Origin of the sequence: Mycolicibacterium rutilum, assembly GCF_900108565.1 — a bacterium.
Taxonomy (GTDB): Bacteria; Actinomycetota; Actinomycetes; order Mycobacteriales; family Mycobacteriaceae; genus Mycobacterium; species Mycobacterium rutilum.
Genome location: NZ_LT629971.1, coordinates 5,523,363 through 5,548,899, shown reverse-complemented (window position 1 = coordinate 5,548,899; position 25,537 = coordinate 5,523,363). Strand labels below are relative to the sequence as shown.

General features: G+C 71.2%; 16 protein-coding genes and 1 tRNA gene. 12 read left to right on the top strand and 5 right to left on the bottom strand.

Annotated features, from left to right (window positions below; all coding sequences use genetic code 11):
• Nucleotides 1–43: 43 nt before the first annotated feature.
• Both BLW81_RS26985 and BLW81_RS26980 read left to right on the top strand, forming a co-directional pair.
• Nucleotides 44–3,169, top strand: coding sequence for an ATP-dependent helicase (locus tag BLW81_RS26985; protein WP_083409859.1), 3,126 nt, complete (start codon nt 44–46; stop codon nt 3,167–3,169).
• A complete protein-coding gene (locus BLW81_RS26980) occupies nt 3,169–6,444 on the top strand; it encodes an ATP-dependent helicase (RefSeq protein ID WP_083409858.1) in 3,276 nt (1,091 codons plus the stop codon). The genes BLW81_RS26985 and BLW81_RS26980 overlap by 1 nt, the downstream gene beginning before the upstream one ends.
• Nucleotides 6,445–6,456: 12 nt before the next feature.
• Here BLW81_RS26980 and BLW81_RS26975 read toward each other — a convergent pair whose 3' ends face one another.
• Entirely contained in the window at nt 6,457–6,861 is a 405-nt protein-coding gene (locus tag BLW81_RS26975) for a DoxX family protein (protein ID WP_083409857.1), read from the bottom strand.
• Between the two features lie 46 nt (nt 6,862–6,907).
• On the opposite strand from BLW81_RS26975, the gene BLW81_RS26970 reads away from it, so the two are divergent.
• Together BLW81_RS26970 and nudC are read left to right on the top strand one after the other, a co-directional pair.
• A complete protein-coding gene (locus tag BLW81_RS26970) occupies nt 6,908–8,002 on the top strand; it encodes a potassium channel family protein (protein ID WP_083409856.1) in 1,095 nt (364 codons plus the stop codon).
• A complete protein-coding gene (gene nudC, locus BLW81_RS26965; protein ID WP_083409855.1) occupies nt 7,999–8,925 on the top strand; it encodes an NAD(+) diphosphatase in 927 nt (308 codons plus the stop codon). The genes BLW81_RS26970 and nudC overlap by 4 nt, the downstream gene beginning before the upstream one ends.
• 5 nt (nt 8,926–8,930) lie before the next feature.
• Here nudC and BLW81_RS26960 read toward each other — a convergent pair whose 3' ends face one another.
• Complete coding sequence (locus BLW81_RS26960; RefSeq protein WP_083409854.1) at nt 8,931–9,182, bottom strand: mycoredoxin; 252 nt, start codon at nt 9,180–9,182, stop codon at nt 8,931–8,933.
• Between the two features lie 82 nt (nt 9,183–9,264).
• Between BLW81_RS26960 and BLW81_RS26955 the strand changes: the two genes are divergently transcribed.
• From BLW81_RS26955 to BLW81_RS26945, 3 genes are all read left to right on the top strand, one after another.
• The gene (locus BLW81_RS26955) at nt 9,265–11,385 is read left to right on the top strand and encodes an ATP-dependent DNA helicase UvrD2 (protein ID WP_083410847.1); all 2,121 of its coding nucleotides are present in this window, start codon (nt 9,265–9,267) and stop codon (nt 11,383–11,385) included.
• On the top strand, nt 11,382–11,729 hold the full coding sequence (locus BLW81_RS26950; protein ID WP_157897852.1) for a hypothetical protein: 348 nt from the start codon (nt 11,382–11,384) through the stop codon (nt 11,727–11,729). Before BLW81_RS26955 ends, BLW81_RS26950 begins: the two co-directional genes overlap by 4 nt.
• Nucleotides 11,730–11,885: 156 nt before the next feature.
• A complete protein-coding gene (locus tag BLW81_RS26945) occupies nt 11,886–12,194 on the top strand; it encodes a WhiB family transcriptional regulator (protein WP_083409852.1) in 309 nt (102 codons plus the stop codon).
• 51 nt (nt 12,195–12,245) lie between these two features.
• Here BLW81_RS26945 and BLW81_RS26940 read toward each other — a convergent pair whose 3' ends face one another.
• The 3 genes from BLW81_RS26940 to BLW81_RS26930 form a co-directional block, all read right to left on the bottom strand.
• Nucleotides 12,246–13,583 (bottom strand): macrolide-binding ATPase MABP-1, encoded by a 1,338-nt coding sequence (locus tag BLW81_RS26940; RefSeq protein WP_083410846.1) that lies wholly within the window; start codon nt 13,581–13,583, stop codon nt 12,246–12,248.
• A gap of 42 nt (nt 13,584–13,625) precedes the next feature.
• Nucleotides 13,626–14,459, bottom strand: a complete 834-nt coding sequence (locus tag BLW81_RS26935) for a bacteriocin biosynthesis cyclodehydratase domain-containing protein (RefSeq protein WP_083409851.1) — start codon at nt 14,457–14,459, stop codon at nt 13,626–13,628.
• Nucleotides 14,460–14,582: 123 nt separating this feature from the next.
• A complete protein-coding gene (locus BLW81_RS26930) occupies nt 14,583–15,962 on the bottom strand; it encodes a zinc-dependent metalloprotease (RefSeq protein WP_083409850.1) in 1,380 nt (459 codons plus the stop codon).
• Nucleotides 15,963–16,060: 98 nt separating this feature from the next.
• Between BLW81_RS26930 and BLW81_RS26925 the strand changes: the two genes are divergently transcribed.
• From BLW81_RS26925 to BLW81_RS26905, 5 genes are all read left to right on the top strand, one after another.
• Nucleotides 16,061–17,083 (top strand): YlbL family protein, encoded by a 1,023-nt coding sequence (locus tag BLW81_RS26925; protein ID WP_083410845.1) that lies wholly within the window; start codon nt 16,061–16,063, stop codon nt 17,081–17,083.
• A gap of 88 nt (nt 17,084–17,171) precedes the next feature.
• Nucleotides 17,172–20,183, top strand: coding sequence for a UPF0182 family protein (locus BLW81_RS26920; protein ID WP_083409849.1), 3,012 nt, complete (start codon nt 17,172–17,174; stop codon nt 20,181–20,183).
• 10 nt (nt 20,184–20,193) lie between these two features.
• Complete coding sequence (locus BLW81_RS26915) at nt 20,194–23,631, top strand: ATP-binding protein (RefSeq protein WP_083409848.1); 3,438 nt, start codon at nt 20,194–20,196, stop codon at nt 23,629–23,631.
• Nucleotides 23,632–23,798: 167 nt separating this feature from the next.
• Nucleotides 23,799–25,187: an FAD-binding oxidoreductase gene (locus BLW81_RS26910; RefSeq protein ID WP_083409847.1), complete on the top strand. Its 1,389-nt coding sequence runs from the start codon at nt 23,799–23,801 to the stop codon at nt 25,185–25,187.
• A 155-nt stretch (nt 25,188–25,342) separates the two neighbouring features.
• Nucleotides 25,343–25,416, top strand: a tRNA-Met gene (locus BLW81_RS26905).
• The last annotated feature ends 121 nt before the right edge of the window (nt 25,417–25,537 follow it).

Here is a 25,537-nt window from a genome sequence, read left to right as displayed (position 1 = left end):
CGCGTCGCGGCTACTTGTCGGACCCCCGTGGTGTCATGCCTTCATGTCCGCACCGCATACCGACCTGACCCCGGCGGCGCTCGTCGAGCCCGGCACCCGCGGCGTGGTGCGCGTGATCGGCGGTGCGGGCAGCGGCAAGAGCACGCTGCTGGTCGACACCGCCGTCGCGCACATCGCGGCGGGGATGGACCCGGAATCGGTTCTGTTGCTGACGGGCTCGGCGCGGCTCGGCGCGCAGACGCGGGCGCGGATCACCTCCACGCTGCTGGCCGCCGGTGAGCGCGCCGTGGTGCGTGAACCGCTGGTGCGCACCGTGCACTCCTACGCGTTCGCGGTGCTGCGACTGGCCGCGCAGCGCACCGGTGACCCGCCGCCGCGGCTGATCACCGGCGCCGAGCAGGACGGCATCATCCGTGAACTGCTCGCCGGCGACCTCGAGGACGGTGACCGCTCGGCCGTCGCGTGGCCCGCGCACCTGCGGCCGGCGCTGAGCACGGTCGGGTTCGCCACCGAGCTCCGCGACCTGCTGGCGCGCTGCACCGAGCGCGGGGTGGATCCGCTTGCGCTGCAACGCATCGGGCGCCGCTCCGGGCGGCCCGAGTGGCTGGCCGCCGGCCAGTTCGCGCAAGCCTACGAGCAGATCATGCTGCTGCGCTCGGCGGTCGGGATGGCCGCTCCGCAGGCCACCATCCCCGCATTGGGTGCGGCCGAACTCGTCGGCGCCGCGTTGGAGGCGTTCGGCACCGACGCCGACCTGCTGGCCGCCGAGCGCGCACGGGTCAAGCTCCTGCTGGTCGACGATGCGCAGAACCTGGATCCCCAGGCCGCGCGGTTGGTGCGGGTGCTCGCCGACGGCGCCGAACTCACCGTGCTCGCAGGCGATCCCAACCAGGCGGTGTTCGGTTACCGCGGCGCCGATCCGGCCCTGCTGCGCGGCGACGAGCCCGCGATCACGCTCACCGAGTCGCACCGTTGCGCACCGGCGATCGCCGACGCGATCAGCCACGTCGCGAAGCGGCTGCCCGGTGCCGACGACGGCCGCGTGCTGACCGGCGCGCCGGAGCGGGACGGGTCGCTGACGGTGCGCATCGCCGCCTCGCCGCACGCCGAGGCCGCGGTGATCGCCGACGCGCTGCGCCGGGCCCATCTCGTCGACGGCCTGGCCTGGTCCCAGATGGCGGTCATCGTGCGATCGGTTCCGCGGCTCGGTGCCGCGGTGGCGCGCACCCTGGCCGCCGCGGGCGTGCCGGTCGAGACGCCGACGCCGACGGCGCCGCTGGCCCAGCAGCCCGCCGTGCAGGCGCTGCTCACGGTCCTGGCCGCCACCGCGCAGGGGCTCGACGCCGAGCACGCGACGGCGCTCGTCACCGGCCCGATCGGCCGCGTCGACCCGGTGTCGCTGCGCCAGCTGCGCCGGGCGCTGCGGCGCGCCGACACCGCGCAGCCGCGCCGCGAGTTCGCCGAACTGCTCGTCGAGGCGCTCGAGCGGGGCGCCGACGGCCTGCCCGAGAACCTGGCGCGACCCGTGGACCGCGTGCGCAAGGTGCTGGCCGCCGCGCGGCGCAGCGTCGAGGAGGGCGCCGACCCGCGCTACACCCTGTGGCAGGCCTGGCACCGGTCGGGGCTGCAGCGACGCTGGCTGTCGGCCAGCGAGCGGGGCGGGCCGGCCGGCGTGCAAGCCGACCGCGATCTCGACGCTGTCACAGCGCTTTTCGACGTCGCCGAGCAGTACGTCAACCGCACCGCGGGCGCGTCGCTGCGCGGGCTGATCGACCACGTCGCCGCGCTCGGGCTGCCTGCCCGCGACGACCGCACCGACGTCGACGCGGTCGCCGTGCTCAGCGCGCACGCCGCGCTCGGCAGGCAGTGGGACTTCGTCGTCATCGCCGGTGTGCAGGAAGGGCTGTGGCCCAATGCGATTCCACGCGGCGGGGTGCTCGCCACCCAGCAGCTCGTCGATGTGCTCGACGGTGTCACCGACGCCGGTGAGCAGGGCGTGTCCACCCGCGCGCCGGTGCTCGCCGACGAGCGCCGCCTGCTGATCTCCGCGATGGGCCGGGCCCGCAGCCGCGTGCTGGTCACCGCCGTCGACAGCGACAGCGGCGACGAGTCGATGCTGCCCTCGGCGTTCTGCTACGAGCTGGCCGCGCTGGCCGGCGGCGCCGACCCCGACGCCGATCCCGACGTCGCCGCGCCGGTCAGCGCGCCGCGCGTGCTGGCGCCTGCCGCCGTGGTGGGCCGGTTGCGCGCGGTGGTGTGCGCCCCCGACGGTACCGTCGACGACGCGTCACGCGCTTGCGCGGCAACACAATTGGCGCGGCTGGCCGCGGCCGGGGTGCCCGGCGCCGCGCCCACGCAGTGGCAGACGATGACCCCGCTGTCCGGTGAGCAACCGCTGTGGGACGGCGAGGACCACACCGTCACGCTGTCACCGTCGACCCTGCAGATGCTTACCGACTGCCCGCTGCGCTGGCTGCTCGAACGCCACGGCGGCAGCGACGGGCGCGACGTGCGGTCGGCGGTCGGCTCACTGGTGCACGCCCTGGTCGCCGATCCCGGCAAGACCGAGAGCCAGCTGATCAACGACCTGGAGAAGATCTGGCCCAAGCTGCCGTTCGACTCGCAGTGGTACGCCGACAACGAACTCGGCAGGCACCGGGCGATGCTCGAAACCTTCGCGCAGTGGCGCGCGCAGACCCGCGGCGAGCTCACCGAGGTCGGCACCGAGATCAGCGTCGACGGGGTCATCGCCGGCGCCGACGGCCAGCCCGACGTGCGGGTGCGCGGCCGGGTCGACCGGCTCGAACACGACCGCGACGGCCGCCTGGTGGTGGTCGACCTCAAGACCGGCAAGAGCCCGGTCACCAAGGCCGACGCCCTGCGCCACGCCCAGCTGGCGATGTACCAGCTCGCGATCGCCGAAGGCCTGCTCTCCGAGGGAGATACGCCGGGGGGCGGGCGGCTGGTCTACCTCGGCAAGGCCCGAGCGGACGGTGCGACCGAGCGTGAACAGAACCCGATGACGCCGGAGGCGCAGGCCGAATGGCGCGACGCCGTGCACCGCGCCGCAGCCGCGACCAAGGGCCCGGAGTTCGTCGCCCGCATCAACGACGGCTGCTCGCACTGCCCGGTGCGGGCGATGTGCCCCGCGCAGAACGGAGACCGGTGATGAACCCGCGCTACAGTCCGGCCGAACTCGCCGCCGCGCTGGGCCTGTTCGCCCCGACCGACGAGCAGGCCGCCGTGATCGCCGCGCCGCCGGGCCCGCTGGTCGTCATCGCGGGCGCGGGCGCAGGCAAGACCGAGACGATGGCCGCCCGCGTGGTGTGGCTGGTCGCCAACGGCTACGCCCGGCCCGGCGAGGTGCTCGGGCTGACGTTCACCCGCAAGGCCGCCGGGCAGCTGCTGCGTCGCGTCCGCACCCGGCTGAACCGGCTGGCGGGCGCGGGCATCGCTCCCACCGCCGAACGAGGCGTCGGCGTCGTCGACGAACCGCCGACGGTGAGCACCTACCATGCGTTCGCCGGAAACCTATTGCGCGAGTACGGGTTGCTGCTGCCAGTGGAGCCGGAGACCCGGCTGCTCAGCGAAACCGAGTTGTGGCAGATGGCATATCGGGTGGTTTGCGAGCATCCGGCGCTGGAAACCGACAAGACACCGGCGGCGGTGACGTCGATGGTGCTGCGGCTGGCCGGCCAGCTCGCCGAACACCTCGTCGACACCGAGCAGCTGCGCGGCACCCACGTCGAGCTCGAACGGCTGGTGCACACGCTGCCCGCCGGGCCCTATCAACGCGACCGCGGCCCCAGCCAATGGCTGCTGCGGCTGCTGAACACCCAGACCGAGCGCACCGAACTGGTGCCGCTGATCGACGCGCTGCACGAGCGGATGCGCGCCGAGAAGGTGATGGACTTCGGCATGCAGATGGCCTCGGCCGCACGGCTGGCCGAACGGTTCCCGCACGTCGGCGAGGAACTGCGGCGACGGTACCGGGTGGTGCTGCTCGACGAGTACCAGGACACCGGGCACGCCCAACGCGTGGCGCTGTCGTCATTGTTCGGCGGGGGCGCCGACGACGGTCTCGCGCTGACCGCCGTCGGCGATCCCATCCAGTCGATCTACGGGTGGCGCGGCGCATCGGCGACCAACCTGCCGCGGTTCACCACCGACTTCCCGCGCGCCGACGGGACACCGGCGCCGGCGCTCGAGCTGCGCACCAGCTGGCGCAACCCGCCGCGGGCGCTGCACCTGGCGAACGCGGTGTCGGCGCAGGCGAGGCGTCGTTCGGTGGCGGTGCGCTCGCTTCGCCCGCGGCCCGACGCCGAACCCGGCACGATCCGGCTGGCGCTGCTCAACGATGTTGTCGCCGAACGGAACTGGATTGCCGATTCCATCGCCGAGTGTTACCACGCGCCGCGGCCCGACGGGACGGGCGCGCCGACGGCCGCGGTGCTGGTGCGCCGCAACGCCGACGCGGCCCCGATGGCCGACGCGCTGACCGCCCGCGGGTTGCCGGTCGAGGTCGTCGGGCTGGCCGGACTGCTGGGCGTGCCCGAGGTCGCCGACGTGGTCGCCATGCTGCGACTGCTCGCCGATCCGACGGCCGGCAGCGCGGCCATGCGGGTGCTCACCGGCCCGCGTTGGCGGCTCAGCGGCCACGACATCGCGGCGCTGTGGCGGCGCGCGGTGCACCTCGACGGCATGGGCAGAGCCGAACACCACGACACCGCCGACCGCATCGCCGCCGAGGCCGTGCCCGACGCCGACGCCGCGACGCTCGCCGAGGCGATCACCGATCCCGGTGCGCCCGAGTCGTATTCGCCGACGGGGTACGCGCGGATCGTGGCGCTCGGCCGCGAGCTCACCGCGCTGCGGGCGCATCTGACACATCCGCTGCCCGACCTCGTCGCCGAGGTGCGCCGCGCGCTGGGTGTGGACACCGAGGCGCGGGCCCGGCGCCCGGTGTCGGCGGGCTGGTCGGGCACCGAGCATCTCGACGCGTTCGCCGATGTGGTGGCCGACTTCGCCGCCCGCTCGACCGCCGGGCCCACCGAGTTCCTGGCCTACCTCGACGCCGCCGAGGAAGTGGAGAACGGGTTGGCGCCCGCCGAGACGTCGGTGGCCACCGACCGGGTGCAGATCCTGACCATCCACGCCGCGAAGGGCCTGGAGTGGCAGGTGGTCGCCGTCCCGCACCTGAGCGCGCGGGTGTTCCCGTCGACCGGGTCGGCCCGCACCTGGCTCACCGACGCCGGCGACCTGCCGCCGCTGCTGCGCGGAGACCGCGCGACGATGTCCGAGCACGGCGTCCCGGTGCTCGACACCTCCGACGTCAACGACCGTAAACGGTTGTCCGACACCATCGCCGAGCACAAGCAGAGCCTCGAACAACGGCGCATCGACGAGGAACGCCGCCTGCTCTATGTGGCGCTCACCCGCGCCGAGGACACCCTGCTGCTGTCCGGGCACCACTGGGGTGCCGCTGAGGGCAAGGCGCGCGGCCCGTCGGAGTTCCTGTGCGAGCTCAAGGCGATCATCGAGGAGTCCGCCGCCGCCGGTGACCCGTGCGGCGTCGTCGAACACTGGGCGCCCGCGCCGGCCGACGGTGACCCCAACCCGCTGCGCGACGAGGTGGTCGAAGCGGTGTGGCCGGCCGACCCGGCCGGTGCGCAACGCGGCCCCGTCGATCGCGGCGCCGCGCTGGTCGCCGCCGCCATGACCGCCCCGGCCGCCCCGACCGCCACCACAGGTGACCCGGGAGAGGACTGGGCCGCCGACGTCGACGCGCTGCTCGCCGAACGCAACCGGCCCGAGCAGCCGGTCACCGTCTCACTGCCCGACCAGGTCTCGGTCAGCACGCTGGTGGAACTGGGCCGCGACCCGGCGGCGCTCGCACAGCGGCTGCGCCGCCGGCTGCCGACCCGACCCGATCCACATGCCCTGCTGGGCACGGCCTTTCACGATTGGGTGCAGCGGTTCTACCACGCCGACCGGCTGTTCGACCTCGACGACCTACCCGGCGCCGTCGACCACGACGCCGCCGTCGCCGACGAACTCGCCGAACTGCAGGCCGCGTTCGCGGTCTCGCCGTGGGCCGCCCGCACGCCGATCGACGTCGAGGTGCCGTTCGACATGCTGATCGGCGGGCGGGTGGTGCGGGGCCGCATCGACGCGGTGTTCGCCGCCGACGACGGCGGCTTCACCGTCGTCGACTGGAAGACCGGCGCGCCGCCGGCCACACCGGAAGCCAAGCAGCACGCGGCGATTCAGCTCGCCGTGTACCGGCTGGCGTGGGCCGGCATGCACGGGTGCGCGGTCGAGTCCGTGCGGGCCGCTTTCCACTACGTGCGCAGTGGTGACACCGTCGTCCCCGACGCGATGCCGGGCGCCGACGAACTCGCCGCGCTGCTCGAGGAGGCCGACGATGCGCGCGAGGTGGCCTGACCCGGCGGGCGGTCAGGCCGAGCGGTACACCTTGACCGCCTGCACGATCATCGGCACCTGCAGCGGCAGCCGCGCGATCGCGATCAGCCGCATCGGCAGCGACTTCGTCGGGTCCTGAAACCACAGCCGGACCATGTTGACGTTGGCCGGGAACACCGCCAAGAACAGCGCCACCGCGGCCAGCGCGCCGAAGCGACGCGTCCGCGGCGCGGCCAGCAACCCGGCCACGCCGAGTTCGGCCACCCCGGACGCGTAGGTGTAGAACCGGGGACTACCGGGCAACTCCGCCGGGATGATCGAGTCGAACGGCTTGGGGGCGAGGAAATGCAGGGTCCCGATGCCCAGCAGGCCTGCGGCCATGCGATAGGCGCGCGACGGATCGGCCTGCTGCTGCGATTCGGGCAAGGATGAGGTCATGATTACATTGTGCGGATGCGGCGGTCCCTTGCGGTGACGAGGCTGGATGGCTAAAGGCAAACTGCGGCGCCGGCTCCGCCGATTCGACGAGTCGCTGTCGGACCAGCCGGTCCACGCGATCACCGACCGGGTGCAGATCCCGAGCGACCCGGTCTCCCCGGGCCGACGGATCACCACCCGCGTCGTCTACGCGCTCGGGGCGCTGTTCGCCGCGGTCATCATCGTCTACCTCGACCGCCACGGTTACCGCGACATCGAGAGCAGCCCCAATCCCGACGACCCGCTGTCGTTCCTGGACTGCCTGTACTACGCGACCGTCTCGCTGTCGACGACCGGCTACGGCGACATCACCCCGGTCACGCCGTCGGCGCGACTCATCAACGTCCTGGTGATCACCCCGCTGCGGGTGGCGTTCCTGATCGTGCTCATCGGTACGACGGTCGAAACGCTGACCACACAGTCGCGGCAGGTCTACCAGATCCAGCGATGGAGGAACAGAGTGCGCAACCACATCGTCATCGTCGGCTACGGCACCAAGGGCCGCACCGCCGCCGCTGCGATGGTCGGCGACGAGATCGCCCCCGCCGACATCGTGGTGGTCGACGAGAACGCCGCCGCGCTCGAACGCGCCAAGAGCGCGGGCCTGGTCACCGTGCGCGGCAACGCCACCGACTCCGAGGTGCTGCGGCTCGCCAGCGCCCAGCACGCCAAGTCGATCATCGTGGCCACCAACCGCGACGACACCGCGGTGCTGGTCACGCTGACCGCGCGGGAATTGGCGCCGAACGCCAAGATCATCGCCGCGGTCCGTGAGACCGACAACGAGCACCTGCTCAAACAGTCCGGCGCGGACTCCACTGTCGTCACCTCCGAGACTGCGGGCCGGCTGCTCGGTATCGCCGTGCAGACCCCGAGCGTTGTAGAGGTCATGGAAGACCTGCTCACCCCCGACGCCGGCTTCGCGATCGCCGAACGCGAGGTCACCCCGAAAGAGGTCGGCGGCTCACCGCGGCACCTGTCCGACATCGTGCTGGGCGTCGTGCGCGGCGGAACGCTGGTGCGTGTCGACGAACCGGATGTCGACGCCCTCGAACTGGGGGACCGGTTGCTCTACATCCGTAGCGCGGACGCCGAGAGATGACGTCGTTTCAGCTGCGCAATGTCCCGCTGCTGTCGCGCATCGGGGCCGACCGCGCGGACACCGTGCGCACCGACGTCGACGCGGCGCTGGCCGGCTGGCCGGACGCGCTGGTGCTGCGCGTCGACCGGCGCAACCAGGTGTTGATCGCCGGCAACAGCGTGGTCCTCGGAAACGCCGCCAAGCTCGGCGACAAACCGCCGGAGAACGCGGTGTTCCTGGGCAGGCTCACCGACGGCAGGCACGTGTGGGGCATCCGTGCCGCGCTCGAGGGGCCCGAGGACCCGCACACCGAGACCGAGGTGCTCGACCTGCGCCGCGCGGGCCAGGTGTTCGACGACGTCAGCGCGCAGCTGGTCGCCACCGCCACCGCGCTGCTGAACTGGCACGACCAGGCGCGCTTCAGCGCGATCGACGGCTCGCCGACCCGCCCCATCAAGGGCGGCTGGTCGCGGGTCAACCCGGTCAACGGCCACGAGGAGTTCCCGCGCATCGACCCGGCGATCATCTGCCTGGTGCACGACGGCCACGACCGCGCGGTGCTGGCCCGCCAGACGGTGTGGCCCGAACGGCTGTTCTCGATCCTGGCGGGCTTCGTCGAGGCGGGCGAGTCGTTCGAGTCGTGCGTCGTGCGCGAGATCGCCGAGGAGATCGGCCTGACCGTCACCGACGTGCAGTATCTCGGCAGCCAGCCGTGGCCGTTCCCGCGGTCGCTGATGGTCGGCTTTCACGCCATCGGCGATCCCGAGCAGGAGTTCTCGTTCAACGACGGCGAGATCGCCGAGGCGGCCTGGTTCACCCGCGCCGAGATCCGCGCGGCCCTCGAGGACGGCGACTGGAGCAGCGACTCACCGTCGCGGCTGCTGCTGCCCGGGTCGATCTCGATCGCCCGGGAGATCATCGAGTCCTGGGCCGCCCTGGACTGACCGGATCAGGCGCCGAGCTTGGCCTTCACTTCGCGCGGGGTCGGGTTCGTCAGCGTCGACCCGTCCGGGAACTTCAGCGTCGGCACCGTCTGGTTGCCGCCGTTGGCCGAGGCGACGAACTCCGCGGCGGCCGGATCCTTCTCGATGTCGACCTCGGTGAACGTGATGCCCTCGGCCTGCAGCGCCTTCTTCAGGCGGACGCAGTAGCCACACCACGTGGTGGTGTACATGGTCACGGAGGTCTGTGCAGCGCTCATACCGCAGTCAACGTAGTCGATGACCCGAACATGCCCGACGGCGTACCGGCTTTTGTCACCGCCCACTGCCAAGATGGACCGCATGTCCGTAGATGCCGTCTCGGCGCGCACCCCCACGGTCGAGGACCTCGACGAGGAGCAGCGCGAGGCGGTGCTGGCCCCGCGCGGGCCGGTATGCGTGCTGGCCGGCGCGGGCACCGGTAAGACCCGCACCATCACCCGCCGCATCGCGCACCTGGTGGCCGGCGGTCACGTCGCGCCCGGCCAGGTGCTCGCGGTGACGTTCACCTCGCGTGCGGCGGGGGAGATGCGGGCGCGGTTGCGTGCGCTCGACGCCGCCGCCGGGGGTGTCGGCACGTCCTCGGTGCAGGCGATGACGTTTCACGCCGCCGCGCGCCGCCAACTGGCGTACTTCTGGCCGCGTGTGGTCGGCAACACCACCTGGGAACTGCTCGACACCAAGTTCTCGGTGGTCGCGCAGGCCGCCAACCGGGTCAAGGTGTCGACGGCCACCGACGACGTGCGTGACCTCGCCGGCGAGATCGAATGGGCCAAGGCGTCGCTGATCAGTCCCGAGGCCTATCCCGATGCCGTGGCCCAGGCCAGCCGCGACATCCCGTTCGACGCGGCGAAGGTGGCCGCGGTCTACGCCGGCTACGAGGCGCTCAAGGCCCGCCGCGACGGCACCACGCTGCTGGACTTCGACGACCTGCTGCTGCACACCGCCGCCGCGATCGAGACCGACGCCGCGGTCGCCCAGGAGTTCCGCGACCGGTACCGCTGTTTCGTCGTCGACGAGTATCAGGACGTCACCCCGCTGCAGCAGCGGGTGCTCGACGCCTGGCTCGGTGACCGCGACGACCTGACCGTCGTCGGCGACGCGAACCAGACCATCTATTCGTTCACCGGCGCCACCCCGCGCTATCTTCTCGACTTCTCCCGGCGGTTCCCCGACGCCGCCGTCGTGCGACTCGAACGCGACTACCGGTCCACCCCGCAGGTCGTGTCGCTGGCCAACCGGGTCATCGCCGGGGCCCGCGGCCGGATGGCGGGCAGCCGGCTGCATCTGGTCGGGCAGCGTCCGCCCGGGCCGGCGCCGACTTTCGCCGAGCATCCTGACGAGGTCGCCGAGGCCGCCGCGGTGGCCAAGAACATCAAGCGGCTCATCGAGTCCGGTACCGAACCGGCGGAGATCGCGGTGCTGTACCGGATCAACGCGCAGTCGGAGGTCTACGAGGAGGCGCTCACCGAGGCGGGCGTCCCGTTCCAGGTCCGCGGCGGCGAGGGGTTCTTCAGCCGCCAGGAGATCCGCCAGTCGCTGGTGGCGCTGCAGCGCGCCGCTGAAAGAGAACCCGACGGCCCACTGCCCGAGGTGGTGCGCGCCGTGCTCGAACCGCTCGGCCTGACCGCCGAACCGCCCACCGGCACCAAGGCGCGCGAGCGGTGGGAAGCGTTGACCGCGTTGGCCGAACTGGTCGACGAGGAGGTCGCGCTGCGGCCCGCGCTGGACCTGCGCGCACTGCTGACCGAACTGCGCCAGCGCGCCGACGCGCGGCACCCCCCGACCGTGCAGGGCGTCACCCTGGCGTCGCTGCACGCCGCCAAGGGGCTGGAGTGGGACGCGGTGTTCCTCGTCGGGCTGGCCGACGGCACCCTGCCGATCTCGCACGCGCTCTCCCACGGCCCCGACAGCGAAGCCGTGGAGGAGGAACGCCGCCTCCTGTACGTCGGAATCACAAGGGCCAGAGTGCATTTGGCGTTGAGCTGGGCGCTGGCCCGGACGCCGGGTGGCCGGCAGAGCCGCAAACCGTCGCGGTTCCTCAACGGCATCGCGCCGCAGTCGTCGAACGCCGGTGACACCCCCGCCAGGCCGCGCCGCCCGCGCGGCGCGCCCCCGCGCTGCCGGGTCTGCAACGCCGTGCTCAGGGCGCCGCCCGCAATCATGTTGCGCCGCTGCGAAAGCTGCCCCTCCGACATCGACGAGCAGCTGCTCAGCGACCTCAAGGACTGGCGGTTGCGCACCTCCAAGGAGATGAGCGTGCCGGCCTACGTGGTGTTCACCGACAACACGCTGATCGCGATCGCCGAAACGCTGCCCACCGACGACGCCGCACTGGTCGCGATCCCGGGCATCGGCGCGCGCAAGCTCGAGCAGTTCGGCGCCGACGTGCTCGAACTGGTGAAGGGCCGTCAGAGCCGGTGACCGAGACCGCCAACAACCGTAAAGATCATGCCAAAACCGCAGGTCAGAAAATCGCTTGTGGGTTTTGGCTGTTACGCTTAGCCTCGAAATCACATCCCGTCGGGGATGTTCTTGTGCGAAAGGAGGGTGCCGACGTCATGAATTGCAACAGTGCGTTCACCGGCGTAGCCGTTGCCGGCATGTCGCGGACCCTCCATGTCGCTGCCGCCGCTGTCGCGGCGCGTCCGGCCGCCGCCGCGCATCCCGCGCACGCCGCCGCCGGTGTCGCCGCTGCCATTACCCCGCAGCGCAAGCGCCGCACCGCCGCCGCGACTGCCACGTCCGTCGATCGGGGCACCATCTAGGGAAGCCCACGATATCGCCGAAAAGGCCACGGACCCGCAGTCAAGGATCCGTGGCCTTTGAGTTTTCAGAGCTCCCCGAGCCCCCGAAAACCTGGTCCGGATCCCGAGAACAGATCCGAGAAGCGACGAAACGACCAGGAAGCAGAGGAACGAGCCATGTCAACTGCGATGAGCGCTCCAACCAAGAGCGGCCTATCGAGGACATGCCGGGAGAAGACGAAGCTGGCGGTGCCGTGTCACAGAAACGATCCCGATCTGTGGTTCGCCGAGAGCCCCGCCGAACTCGAACGCGCCAAGGCGTTGTGCACGACCTGCCCGATCCGGCGCGAGTGCCTGGCCGCCGCGCTGGAAAGGCAAGAGCCGTGGGGTGTTTGGGGCGGTGAGATCCTCGAGCGCGGCGAGGTCATCGCCCGCAAGAGGCCGCGCGGCAGGCCCCGCAAGAACACTGCGGGTGCAGCCGCCTAGCGAGGCGCCGGGGAGATGACGCGACCCGTCATCTTCCCGGCGTTCGCGTAACTAGGCCGCGTCGGCGAACCCCGGCACCAGCTCCGTCGCCAGCTGCCGTGCCGGGATGTGCGCGTCGAGCTGACATGCGATCGCCACGTTGGAGGCGATCACCCGCAGCGGGATCGCGAGCTTGGCCGGCACGTCCATCTGCCGCGCCGCCTTGATCTGGCCGGCCGCGCGGTCCGGTTTCATGTTCGCCGCGGTGATCCGCTGCAGCCACTTGCGCGAGTAGTGGAACACCTCGACCTCCAGCGGCTCCACGTATTGCCGCATGATGTCGTCCATCTCGCGCTTGGACACCTGCTCGCCCTTCTGGACGAACCCGATCTTCTGCATCGCGGTCAGCAGGTTGTCGTAGTCGTCGTTGAGCGCGTACCGCGTCGCCAACCCGATCTCGATCGGAATGCCGCCGGGCAGCGGCGCCACCGCGCCGAAGTCGATGACGCCCATCCGGCCGTCGGCCAGCAGCATGAAGTTGCCGGGGTGCGCGTCGCCGTGCATCATCTCCAGCCGGCGCGGCGCGTCGTAGGTCAATTCGAAAAGCCTGGCGCCCATCAGGTCTCGCTGTTCCTGGGTGCCGTCGCGGATGATCTCCGACATCGGCACACCCTCGATCCACTCCTGGATCACGACCTTGGGCGCGCTGGCGACGATGCGCGGCACCGCGAACCGCGGGTGCCCGTCGTAGGCCTTGGCGAACGCCCGCTGGTTGTCGGCCTCGAGCCGGTAGTCCAGCTCCATCTCGGTGCGTTCGATGAGTTCGTCGACGACGCCCTGCACGTCGGCGCCGGGGGAGAGCTGCTTGAGCACCCCGACCATGCGCTGCATCGTCTTGAGGTCGGCGCGCAGCGCCTCGTCGGCGCCGGGGTACTGGATCTTCACCGCGACGACGCGGCCGTCGGACCAGACCGCCTTGTGCACCTGTCCGATGCTGGCCGAGGCCACCGGCTTGTCCTCGAACGACGTGAACCGTTCGCGCCACTTCGTGCCGAGCTGCTGGTCGAGCACCCGGTGCACCTTCGGGGCGGGCAGCGGCGGAGCCTCGCGCTGCAGTTTGGTCAGCGCCTCGCGGTACGGCTTGCCGTACTGCTCGGGGATGGCGGCCTCCATCACCGACAGCGCCTGGCCGACCTTCATCGCGCCGCCCTTGAGCTCACCGAGCACCTGGAACAACTGCTGGGCGGCCTTGTCCATCAGCTCGGCGTTGACCTCGTCTTTCGACTTGCCGGTCAGCCGTTTGCCGAAGCCCAGCGCGGCCCGCCCTGCCATCCCGGCGCCGAGGCCGGCCAACTTGGCGTTCCGCGCAGCGCTGCCCCGCTTGATCTCACTCACCAGACCATCATCCATGACGACGCTGAACACTTCGCAACGACTTGCCAACGCCCGTAGTCAGCATGTGCACCGGGGATGACGGCTCCACCGGCGCACCGCGACTGCGCCGACGTTGACGTCGAACTCCAGCGTGCTGTCGAGCGCAGGGGGCGGCTCATCGCCGGCGCCCGAACGCTCGCCACCGACGGCCCGCACGACCCGGTCGATCTGGTTGAGCGCCAGCGCCGCGGTGGCCAGCACGGTCGCGCGGTCAGCGGCGCCGACCGTGTGGCGCAGCTGGGCGGCGACCGCCGGCCAGGCCGGGTCGCGGTCGCTGCGGTGCAGATCGGCGCACCCCAGGCAGCTCGTCACGCCGGGGATGACCAACGGTCCGACCAGGCCGACGCCGTCTCGCACCCGCACCGGCAGATGCGGCACCTGCCCGGCGTGCAGATCGCGCACCATTCGCGGGTCGGCCACCAGATAGTCGGCGAGCACCACCAGGTCGAGTGAACCCGGCGGCGCACCGGCGTCGCTGCGGTTGCTGTGGGTGACCCGGGCCCCCGAACAGCGCAGCGCGCCGAGCAGCAGATCCGACAGCGGGCCGCGGCCGTGCACGCGCACCGCCGCACTCCGGCCGCGGCGCGCCGCATCCGCGGTCAGCACCCGCGCCTTCACCAGCGCGCCGATCAGGCCGTCCAGCACGGCGCGCTCGACGTCGGGCGCCGCCTGCTGCAGGTCGGCGGTCGTCGCTCCGGATTGCAGGTGGCGCAGCAGCATCGCCAGCGTCGAGGCGGTCATTCCGGCCGGCGGCCGGATCAGCACGGCGCGCCGCGGATCCCACCCCACCTGCACGGCGCCGTCGGGGCGCAGCAGCACCGGGGTCGCGGAGTTCAACGCGTAACGCGTCATCGATCGAGCGTGCCACGCCGCGGCCACCCCGCCGCGAGTTATCCACAGGGCTATGCGCCCGAGTGGCCACTTACGCGGCGGGATCCCTCGAAAACCGCGCGATAACTGGCCACTCGGCGCAAGTCAGAGCTGCGGGTCGTCCTTGCCGCGGTCGGGATCCTGCAGATCCTTCTCGAGGTCGGCGATCGCCTCCTCGATGGCGCTGTCCATACCGCTGGTGTCGCCGCCGACCATCCGGTCGATGAACCCCGCGGGCTCGTCGAGGTCCTGCGGGCTGGGCAGCAGATCCGGGTGCTGCCACACCGCGTCGCGGGCGTCGGCGCCGACCGCCTGGGTCAGCCGCTCCCACAGCACGGCGGCCTCGCGCATCTTGCGCGGCCGCAACTCCAGCCCGACCAGCGTCGCGAACGTCTGCTCGGCCGGTCCGCCGGTGGCGCGGCGCCGGCGCAGCATCTCGGCCAGCGCCGACGTGCCGGGGATACGGTCACCCAGCGCCTCGGCGACGACGGTCTGCACCCAGCCCTCGATCAGCGCCAGCAGCGTCTCGAGGCGCTCGAGGGCCGCGGTCTGCTCGGGGGTGGCCTTCGGCTCGAAGATGCCCTGATTGAGCAGCTGCTCGAGCTGCGACGGGTCGGCCAGTGCGGCCGGGTTGAACCCTGCGGCCAGCTCCTCGATGCCGCTCATGTCGATCTTCATGCCCTTGGCGAACGCCTCGACGGCGTTGAGCAGCTGGCTCGACAGCCACGGCACGTGGCTGAACAGCCGGTGGTGCGCGGCCTCCCGGGCGGCCAGGAACGTCAGGATCTCGCTGCGCGGCTGCTCGAGGCCCTCGGACAGCGACTCGATCGCCTCGGGCATCAGCGCCGCCACACCCTTGGGTCCGAGCGGAAGCCCAACGTCGGTGGAGGTCAACACTTCTCGCGACAGCTTGCCCAGCGCCTGACCGAGCTGGGAGCCGAACGCCATCCCGCCCATCTGCGTCATCATCGACAGCAGCGGACCGGCCATGCTCCTGGCCTCCTCCGGCAGCGTCGACGCCCACACCGTCGAGATCTGTTCGGCCACCGGGTCGCACAGCCGCTTCCAGCGCTCCAGCGTGTTGTCGATCCAGTCCGTCGGCGTCCACGCCACGGCCTTGCTGGTGCCGGCGGGCAGCGCGGTCACCCCGTCGAGCCAGGTCTCGGCCAGCCGCACGGCGTCACCGATCGCGGAACTGGTCGACTCCGGCACCGGGGCGACGAAGCCGATCTGGCTGGACGCCAGCTGCCGGGCCAGGTCGTAGTTGACAGGGCCGGCCTGCTTGCCGCCGGCCATCGCGCCGCCGGCGCCGCTGAACATCTCGCCGAGCTTGCTGAAGATCTGGCCCAGCTGGCTCATGTCGAACTCGGAGCCGCCTGCAAAACCCATGCCGAAGGGGTCCCCGGACCCACCGTCGGGGTCTTTCTTGCGCTTGTCGCGCTCGGGGTCGTCTCCGGAGGAGAAGCCGAAAGGCAGGTCAGCCATGACCTCAACGGTACTCATCGCCGCCGCGCGGTGTGGACCGGCGGCTGCGCTGAGAGCGAACCGGGGGCTCCGCAGCCCCAACCTTTACATTGGGCGACGTGAACAGGCGGACTCTGACGTTGCTCGTCGCGCTCGTCCCGATCCTCGTCTTCGGGCTGCTGGTGTCGGTGGTGACGGTGCCCTACGTGTCGCTGGGCCCGGGGCCGACGTTCAACACCCTCGGCGAGATCGACGGTAAAGAGGTCGTCGACATCGAGGGCACCGACGTCTATCCCACGACCGGGCACCTCAACATGACCACGGTGTCGCAGCGCGACCAGCTCACCCTGGGCCAGGCGATGGCGCTGTGGCTGTCGGGCCGCGAACAGCTGGTGCCGCGCGACCTGGTGTATCCGCCGGACAAGACCCGCGAAGAGGTCGAAGAGGCCAACACCACCGACTTCCGCCAGTCCGAGGACAGCGCCGAGTACGCCGCGCTGCTCTACCTCAAGTACCCGATGTCGGTCACCGTGGAGAACGTCAACGACGACGGGCCGTCGGCGGGCAAGCTCGAGGACGGCGACGCGATCGACGCCGTCAACGGCAAGCCGGTCGCCAACCTCGAGCAGTTCCAGGCGCTGCTCACCGACACCAAACCCGGCGACACCGTCGTGCTGGACTACCGCCGCAAGGACGCCGCGCCCGGCGTCGCGACGATCACGCTGGGCAAGCACCCCGAACGCGACCAGGGCTACCTGGGCATCGGGGTGCTCGACGCGCCGTGGGCGCCGTTCTTCATCCAGTTCAACCTCGCCAACATCGGCGGCCCCTCGGCAGGCCTGATGTTCTCGCTGGCCGTGGTGGACAAGCTGACCACCGGCGACCTCAACGACGGCCAGTTCGTCGCAGGCACCGGCACCATCACCGGCGACGGCGAGGTCGGCTCGATCGGCGGCATCACCCACAAGATGCTGGCCGCCCGCGAAGCCGGCGCGACGATGTTCCTGGTGCCGGCCGACAACTGCGAGGAAGCCAAGACCGCACCGCAGGAAGGCCTCGAACTGGTCAAGGTCGACACCCTGGCGACCGCCGTCGACGCCCTGAAGACGTTGTCCGCCGGTGGCGAACGACCGCACTGCTAGGTCAACGCCCGGCCAAACCCGAACCGCGGTTGCGTAGAGTTGGGGCACGTCAGAGTGACGATCTGGGAAAAACGACTGGAGTCGACGAGTGGGTATGCGGCCCGCGGCACGAATGCCGATGCTGACACGACGTAGCCGGATCCTCATCGGGGTGGGGGTCTTCGCCCTGGTGTTGGTGTTGTTCGGGCAGCGGCTGATCGACACCTACGTCAACTGGCTGTGGTTCGGCGAACTCGGCTACCGCTCGGTGTTCACCACCGTGCTGGTCACCCAGATCATCCTGTTCCTGGTGGTGGCGTTGCTGATCGGCGTCATCCTGTTCGCCGGGATGGCCCTGGCCTACCGCACCCGCCCGGTGTTCGTGCCGACCAACGGGCCCAACGACCCGGTCGCCCGGTACCGGACCGCGGTGATGACCCGGCTGCGGCTGGTCGGCATCGGGGTGCCCGCACTGATCGGGTTGTTCGTCGGGCTGTTCGCGGTCGGGCAGTGGGAGACGGTGCAGCTCTTCCTGCACGGCAACAACTTCGGGATCAACGACCCGCAGTTCGGCAAGGATCTCGGCTTCTACGCGTTCGACCTGCCGTTCTACCGGCTGGTGCTGAACTACCTGTTCGTCGCGACGTTCCTGGCGTTCATCGCGAACCTGTTGGGCCACTACCTGTTCGGCGGCATCCGGTTGTCCGGTCGCGCCGGCGCGCTCAGCCGCGCCGCCCGCATCCAGCTGATCACCCTGGTCGGTGTCCTGATGCTGCTCAAGGCCGTCGCCTACTGGCTGGACCGCTACGAGCTGCTCAGCCACACGCGCGGCGGTAAGCCGTTCACCGGCGCCGGCTACACCGACATCAATGCCGTGCTGCCCGCCAAGCTGATCCTGATGGCGATCGCGATCATCTGCGCCGCCGCGGTGTTCTCGGCGATCGTGCTGCGCGATCTGCGCATCCCCGCGATCGGCGTGGTGCTGCTGCTGCTGTCGTCGATGGTGGTCGGCGCCGGCTGGCCGCTGGTCGTCGAGCAGTTCAGCGTCAAACCGAATGCGGCGCAGAAGGAAAGCGAATACATCAGCCGCAGCATCGCCGCCACCAGACAGGCCTACGGGCTGACCGACGAAGTGGTCACCTACCGCGACTACAGCGGCGACGCGCAGGCGACCGCCCAGCAGGTCGCCGCCGACCGCGCGACGACCTCGAACATCCGTCTGCTCGACCCGACGATCGTCAGCCCCGCGTTCACCCAGTTCCAGCAGGGCAAGAACTTCTACTACTTCCCCGACCAGCTGTCGATGGACCGCTACGTCGGCCGCGACGGCAACCTGCGCGACTTCGTGGTCGCCGCCCGCGAGTTGAACCCGGACCGGTTGATCGACAACCAGCGCGACTGGATCAACCGCCATTCCGTCTACACCCACGGCAACGGGTTCATCGCCTCGCCGGCCAACACCGTGCGCGGGGTGGCCAACGACCCCAACCAGAACGGCGGCTACCCCGAGTTCCTGGCCAGCGTGGTCGGCCCCAACGGTCAGGTGATCTCACCGGGTCCCGCCCCGCTCGACCAGCCGCGCATCTACTACGGGCCGGTCATCGCCAACACCCCGGCCGACTACGCGATCGTCGGGGAGAACGGCGCCCCGCGCGAATACGACTACGAGACCAACACCGAGACCCGCAACTACACCTACACCGGCCGCGGCGGCGTGCCGATCGGCAACTGGCTGGCGCGCTCGGTGTTCGCCGCGAAGTTCGCCGAGCGGAACTTCCTGTTCTCCAACGTGATCGGCGAGAACAGCAAGATCCTGTTCAACCGCGACCCGGCAGACCGGGTGGAGGCGGTGGCACCGTGGCTGACCACCGACACCAGCGTGTACCCCGCGATCGTCAACAAGCGGATGGTGTGGATCGTCGACGGCTACACCACGTTGGACAACTACCCGTACTCGGAGTTGACGACGCTGTCGAGCGCCACCGCCGACTCCAATGAGGTGGCGATCAACCGGCTGGCCCCGGACAAGCAGGTGTCCTACATCCGCAACTCGGTCAAGGCCACCGTCGACGCCTACGACGGAACGGTGACGCTCTACGCGCAGGACGAGCAGGATCCCGTGCTGCACGCCTGGATGAACGTGTTCCCTGGCACGATCAAACCCAAGAGCGACATCACCCCCGAACTGCAGCAGCATCTGCGCTACCCCGAGGACATGTTCAAGGTGCAGCGCGCGCTGTTGGCCAAGTACCACGTCGATGACCCGATCACGTTCTTCTCGACGTCGGACTTCTGGGACGTGCCGCTGGATCCGAACCCGACGGCCAGCAGCTACCAGCCGCCGTACTACATCGTCGCCAAAGACCTTGCAGCCAACGACAGTTCGCCGTCGTTCCAGTTGACCAGCGCGATGAACCGGTTCCGTCGCGACTTCCTGGCGGCTTACATCAGCGCCAGTTCGGATCCCGACACCTACGGCAAGCTCACGGTGCTGACCATTCCCGGTCAGGTCAACGGTCCGAAGCTGGCGTTCAACGCGATCAGCACCGACACCGCGGTCAGCCAGGACCTCGGCGTCATCGGCCGCGACAACCAGAACCGCATCCGGTGGGGCAACCTGCTGACACTGCCGGTGGCCCAAGGCGGATTGCTCTATGTCGCACCGGTGTACGCGTCGCCGGGCGCCAGTGATGCGGCGTCGTCGTATCCGCGCCTGATCCGTGTGGCGATGATGTACAACGACAAGGTCGGCTACGGGCCGACGGTGCGCGACGCGCTCACCGAGTTGTTCGGTCCCGGCGCCGACGCCACCGCGACCGGGCCCGCGCCGTTGGCCGGCGCGGGTGGCCAGCCCGCCGCGCAGCCGCCCGCCGACGGTCAACCGCCGACAGGACGGCCGCCGGCCAACCAGGAGGGCCGGGCTCCGGAGGTGCCCACCCCCGCCGCGGTGCCGCCGGGCGGACCGGTGGAGTTGTCGGGTGCGAAAGCCGCTGCGCTGCAGGAGGTCAACTCCGCGCTCGACGCGCTGCGGGAGGCGCAGCAGGGTGGCGATTTCGCTGAGTACGGTGAAGCGCTGCAGCGTCTCGACGACGCGATGAGCAAGTACCAGTCGGCGGGCTGAGCCGCCGCCGGTGCACTATCGGTTACTGGGGCCACTGCAGGTGGTCCGGGCCGACTCGACGGTCGACGTCGGCCCGCACAAGCAGCGGGTGGTGCTCGCCGCGCTGTTGCTGGCGCGGGGCCGGGTGGTCTCGGTGGACCGGCTCATCGACGCGGTGTGGGGCGACGACGTGCCGGACAGCGCGACCGCCAGCCTGCAGGCCTACATCTCGAACCTGCGCCGGGCGCTGCGCGCGGCGTCCGGTGAGTCGCAGATGGCGTCCCCGATCGTGCGGCAGCCGCCCGGGTATTACCTCGAGGTCGATCCCGACTCGGTCGATGTCACCGCGTTCGCGGCGCACTGCGCTCGGGCCGCGGCCGCGGTGGAGGCCGAACGCTGGGAGCAGGGACTCGCCGAGGCCGACGCGGCCCTGAACCTGATGCGCGGGCCGCTGCTCGAGGACCTGGCCGACGCCGCCTGGGCGCGCGAGGAGGCCGCCCGCATCGCCGAGATGCACACCGAATGCGTTGCCGACAGGGTGATCTCGCTGCTGGCGTTGGGCCGCCTGCCGGCGGCGCTGACCGAGGTGTCGCGGCTGCGTGCGCTGGACCCGCTCGCCGATCGCGGCTGCCGGCTGCAGATGTTGACGTTGTACCGGGCGGGCCGGGCCGCCGAGGCGCTGGAGGTTTACACCCGCCACGCCAAACTCCTCGACGCGGAACTCGGCCTCGAACCCGGACCGGAGCTGCGTGAACTGCAGACCGCGGTGCTGCGCCAGGCCCCGGAACTCGCGGCGTGGCCGCGGTCGCCGGAATGGAGCGGCGCCGCGCCGATCTCGGGCCCCGCGGCGGACGCCGTCGCGGCGGCTGTCTTCGAACCCGTCGCCCATCGCGCCCCGCTGGTGGGCCGCAATCGCGAACTGTCCGTCGCCGACGACATCGTGGCCGGGGTGATCGCCGGGGCGACTCGCTGGATGGTGCTGTCGGGGCCACCCGGCATCGGCAAGACGCGGCTGGCCGAGGAGATCTCGGAGCGGGTGTCGGCGGGCGGCGCCGACGTCGTGTGGGTCGGGTGCCCCGACGAGCGCGCCACGCCGCCGTGGTGGCCGATGCGCCAGCTGGTGCGCGCGCTGGGCGCCGACGCCGACGCGGTGCTCGAAGTGCCGGCCGGGGCCGACCCCGACACCGCGAGATTTCATGTCTACGAACGGATTCAAGCGCTGCTGGAGGCAGCGGGCCGGCCGCTGGCGGTGGTCGTCGACGATGTGCAGTGGTCGGATCCCACGTCGGCGAGCTGCCTGGCCTACGTCGCGGGCGCCCTGCGCGGCCGGCCGGTGCTGATGCTCGTCACCGTCCGCGACGGCGAACACACACCCGAGGTGGCCCGCCTGCTGAGCACCGTCGCACGCGGAAAAAACAACCGGCACATCGAAGTTCCCGCGCTGTCGTCGGCCGACGTCGCCACGCTGGCTGGTGAGATCGCCGAGGAACCGGTCACCGCGGCCGAGGCGGCCGAACTCGCCGACCGCACCGGCGGCAACCCGTTCTTCGTCTCCGAATACGCCCGGCTGCCCCGCGCCGAACGGGCGGGCTCCGAGATTCCGCACGCGGTGCGTGTGGTGCTCGAACGCCGTTTGGCCGCACTGGATCCCGTTGTGGTACAGATCTTGCGCACCGCGGCGGTCATCGGCGATGTGATCGACGCGTCCGCGGTCCCGGTGCTGGCCAGAACGACCGGGCTCGATCTCGACACCCTGGCCGACCACCTCGACGACGCCGCCGACGAACGGATCATCGTCACCGCGCACGGCGGCGGCGGCTACGTGTTCGCACACGGCCTGCTGCGCGAGCAGCTGCTGGCGGGCATGCCGGCGCTGCGCCGCCAGCGGGTGCACGCCAAGGTCGGCGAGGTGCTCGCCGACAGCACCGACCCCGACGCGCCGACCCGCCGCGCGCAGCATTTGGTCGCCGCGCAGCCGCTGGTGGAACCCGGCGACGTCGTGCAGGCGTGCCGGCTGGCCGCCGAACAGGCCACTGCGCAATGGAGTTCGGACATCGCCGCCCAGTGGTGGCAGGCAGCGCTGGACGCCTACGACCGGCTGCCCTCGTCGTCGCGGGACGACGGTGAGCGTGACGCGCTGACGGTGGAACTGCTCGAGGCACATTCCCGCGCGGGCCGCGGCCAACTGGTACTCGACAGCGTGCAGCGCTATCTCGGCGAGGCGTTGCGTACCGGGCGGATCGCCACCACCGGCCGGGTGGCCAGCGCGCTGCTGCGGGCCAGCGGCGGGTGGCCGTGGCTGGCACCGGGCCGCGAGCCGGGGGAGTTGCTGGTGCTGCTCGAGCGGGCCGCCGCGCTCGCCGCCGACGACCCGGCGGCCGGCGCGCGGGTGCTGTCCGCGCTGGCCGTGGGCCACTGCTATCACCGCGATCCCGCTGTCGCCGCGACGCTGCTCGACGACGCCGACCGGCTCGCGGAGGCCGCAGGTGATCGCGACGTGGTGGCCGATGTGCTGATGGGCCGGCTGGTCACCTACTCGGGGGTGGCGACCCACAGCCGCGAGACGCTGGCGTGGGTGCAGCGCCTGAACTCGTTGCGGCACAGCCGTTCTCACGAGGATGCGGTGATCGCGCATTCGGTCGCGACGATGGCGGCGATGAACCTCGGCGACGTCGCCGCGGCCCGTCGTCACCTGCAGGCCGGGATCGCCGGCAGCGAGGACATCAAGCTACCGGTGCTGCGCGCGCAGCTGCGCTGGATGGAGGCGGTCCTCGCGGCGTGGGTCGGCGATTTCGCCGAGGCCGAGCGGCATCACGCGATCGCCGCGCACGTGCACGAGCAGACCGAGCTGTACGAGGCGGGCAGCGCACTGCTCGCGACCGCGACGCTGTTGCGGGAGAAGGGCGGGCCCGTGCCCGCCGACTGGATGGCCGCGCGCGACGTCAACGCGTTCGGCGGCCCCGGCGTCGTCAGCGTGGTCCGCACCGGGGTGCTGACGCTGTCGACCGGCCCGCAGGCACGCGCCGACGCCGAGGAGGCGCTGCGCACCTGGGCGGGGTCCGACGAGGGCCACATCTGGCCGACGCTGGGCCATCACACGCTGCTGGCCCACCTCGCCGCCGATCACCGGCTGCCCGAATTCGCCGACCTGCTGCTGGCCAAGCTCGCGCCGTTCGCCGACCGCATCGGGGTGCTCGGTCAGGTCGGGTCGGCGGGCCCGGTGAGCCTGGCCACTGCGCGCCTGCACGCGCTGCGCGGGGACGACGCCCGCGCCCGCGCCGACCTGGCCCGCGCTCGCGACCTGGCCGAGCGCAGCGGCGGTGTGCCCACGCTGCTGCGCTGCCGCCTGCTGGAGTGTGAGCTGACCGCGCCGGGGCCCGAGCGGACGGCCGCAGTGGCGGCATTGGCGGCCGACGCGGCGGCGATCGGGATGGTGTCGGTGGTCGACGCCGCCCGCGCGCTGGCGTGAGCGCTCGGCCGGGCCCGCCGAGTGTGCGGTTTCGTCCGCTGCGGCGGCGAGTCGCGGACGAAACCGCACATTCGAACTTGGATTTTTCTTGAATCCGTGGCCAAGGGGCCGCCAAGCCGGTTCGGCGATGCTTCGTCCCGACCTGAGGGCTTGACGAAAGGACTCCGATGACCATCGACCTGACGCGTGATCGCGCCGAGGTGCTGCCGATGCTGCGCGACTACGTCGCCACGCACGTGGCGTTGCCGGGAGAGCCCGGCTACGAGCGCTGCGCGCCCTGGAACGTCGCGGCGACGGTCGCGCCTGCGGCGGTCGTGATGGCGACCACTGCGCAGGACGTCGCGGGCGCGATCCGGTTCGCCGCCGCGCACGGGTTCACGGTCACGGTGCAGGCCACCGGGCACGGCGCGGTGGGGGTCGGGCAGGACACGATCCTGGTGCAGACCTCGGCGATGAAGCACTGCGAGATCGACACCCGCACCTGCACGGCTCGCGTCGGCGCCGGTGCGCGGTGGCAGGACGTCATCGAGGCGGCGGCGCCGCATGGCCTTGCGCCACTGGCGGGTTCGGCGCCGGGCGTCGGCGTGGTCGGCTACCTGACGGGCGGGGGGATCGGCCCACTGGTACGCACGGTCGGGCTGTCGTCGGATCACGTCCGCAGCTTCGACGTGGTAACCGGCGAGGGCCGGCTGTTCCGGGCGTCGCCGCGCGACAACGCCGACCTGTTCTGGGGTCTGCGCGGCGGCAAGGCGACGCTGGGCATCGTCACGTCGGTGGAGATCGACCTGCTGCCGATCGTCGAGTTCTACGGCGGCGCAGTCTATTTCGATGGTGCCGACGCGGCGACGGTGCTGCACGCGTGGCGCGAGTGGACGGCGGACCTCCCGGAGACGGCCAACACGTCGATCGCCATCCAGCAGCTGCCGCCGCTGCCGGATGTCCCCGAACCGCTCGCGGGCAAGATGACGGTCGCGGTGCGCTACACCGCGATCGGCGATCTCGAGGAGGCCGAACGGCTGCTGGCGCCGATGCGGGCGGTGGCCACGCCGGTGCTCGACACTGTCGCTGTGCTGCCGTACGCGGCTCTCGGTGCGGTGCACGCGGATCCGGTCGACCCGATGCCGATCACCGAGGACCAGGCGCTGCTGCGGGAACTGCCCGCCGAGGCGGTCGACGCGATCCTCGCACTCGCCGGCCCGGACTCGGGCTCACCGCAGGTGATCGTGGAGCTGCGGCTGCTCGGCGGGTCGCTGGCCCGGGAGCCGCAGCACCGCAGCGCGTTCTGCCATCGCGACGCGGCGTACTCGCTGGCGGTGATCGGCGTCGCGGCACCGGAGATCGTGGAACTGGTGGCCGCGCACGCCGCGGGCGTGACGACGGCCGTCGCCGAGTGGTCGACCGGCGGGCAGATGCCGAACTTCGCGCCGTCCTATCACCCGGATCGACCGTCGCGGGTCTACAACGACGACACGCTGCACTGGCTGGCGGCGCTGGCCGACCGCTACGACCCGGGCCGGGTGCTGGCCACCGGCCAGGTGATCCGCACCCCGGCCTGACCCCCCCATCGGCGAGCGTGCGTGTCCGCACACGACACGCCGCGAAATTCCCGCAGTTTGTGCACGCGCGTACCGCAGTGAGCGTGCGAAGCAGGTGCGATGAGCAGGCGATTTGGAGGCCGCACGACCACTTGGGTAACCTAGCGTTCACCCGTCGCGGGGTGGAGCAGCTCGGTAGCTCGCTGGGCTCATAACCCAGAGGTCGCAGGTTCGAATCCTGTCCCCGCTACTAATCGGAAATGGCCCCAGAGGTGCGACCTCTGGGGTCATTTCATGCCGCTTGTGAGCGGTTTTGTGAACACCAGCCTTTGCTGAATGTCCTTGGGCTATCTCGAACCTCCGTGGCAATG

What these genes read in the sequence shown, in the direction of transcription:
- BLW81_RS26985 (WP_083409859.1), top strand. Translation starts at nt 44, where the DNA reads ATGTCCGCACCGCATACCGACCTGACCCCGGCGGCGCTCGTCGAGCCC.
- BLW81_RS26980 (WP_083409858.1), top strand. Translation starts at nt 3,169, where the DNA reads ATGAACCCGCGCTACAGTCCGGCCGAACTCGCCGCCGCGCTGGGCCTG.
- BLW81_RS26975 (WP_083409857.1), bottom strand. Translation starts at nt 6,861, where the DNA reads ATGACCTCATCCTTGCCCGAATCGCAGCAGCAGGCCGATCCGTCGCGC.
- BLW81_RS26970 (WP_083409856.1), top strand. Translation starts at nt 6,908, where the DNA reads ATGGCTAAAGGCAAACTGCGGCGCCGGCTCCGCCGATTCGACGAGTCG.
- nudC (WP_083409855.1), top strand. Translation starts at nt 7,999, where the DNA reads ATGACGTCGTTTCAGCTGCGCAATGTCCCGCTGCTGTCGCGCATCGGG.
- BLW81_RS26960 (WP_083409854.1), bottom strand. Translation starts at nt 9,182, where the DNA reads ATGAGCGCTGCACAGACCTCCGTGACCATGTACACCACCACGTGGTGT.
- BLW81_RS26955 (WP_083410847.1), top strand. Translation starts at nt 9,265, where the DNA reads ATGTCCGTAGATGCCGTCTCGGCGCGCACCCCCACGGTCGAGGACCTC.
- BLW81_RS26945 (WP_083409852.1), top strand. Translation starts at nt 11,886, where the DNA reads ATGTCAACTGCGATGAGCGCTCCAACCAAGAGCGGCCTATCGAGGACA.
- BLW81_RS26940 (WP_083410846.1), bottom strand. Translation starts at nt 13,583, where the DNA reads ATGGATGATGGTCTGGTGAGTGAGATCAAGCGGGGCAGCGCTGCGCGG.
- BLW81_RS26935 (WP_083409851.1), bottom strand. Translation starts at nt 14,459, where the DNA reads ATGACGCGTTACGCGTTGAACTCCGCGACCCCGGTGCTGCTGCGCCCC.
- BLW81_RS26930 (WP_083409850.1), bottom strand. Translation starts at nt 15,962, where the DNA reads ATGGCTGACCTGCCTTTCGGCTTCTCCTCCGGAGACGACCCCGAGCGC.
- BLW81_RS26910 (WP_083409847.1), top strand. Translation starts at nt 23,799, where the DNA reads ATGACCATCGACCTGACGCGTGATCGCGCCGAGGTGCTGCCGATGCTG.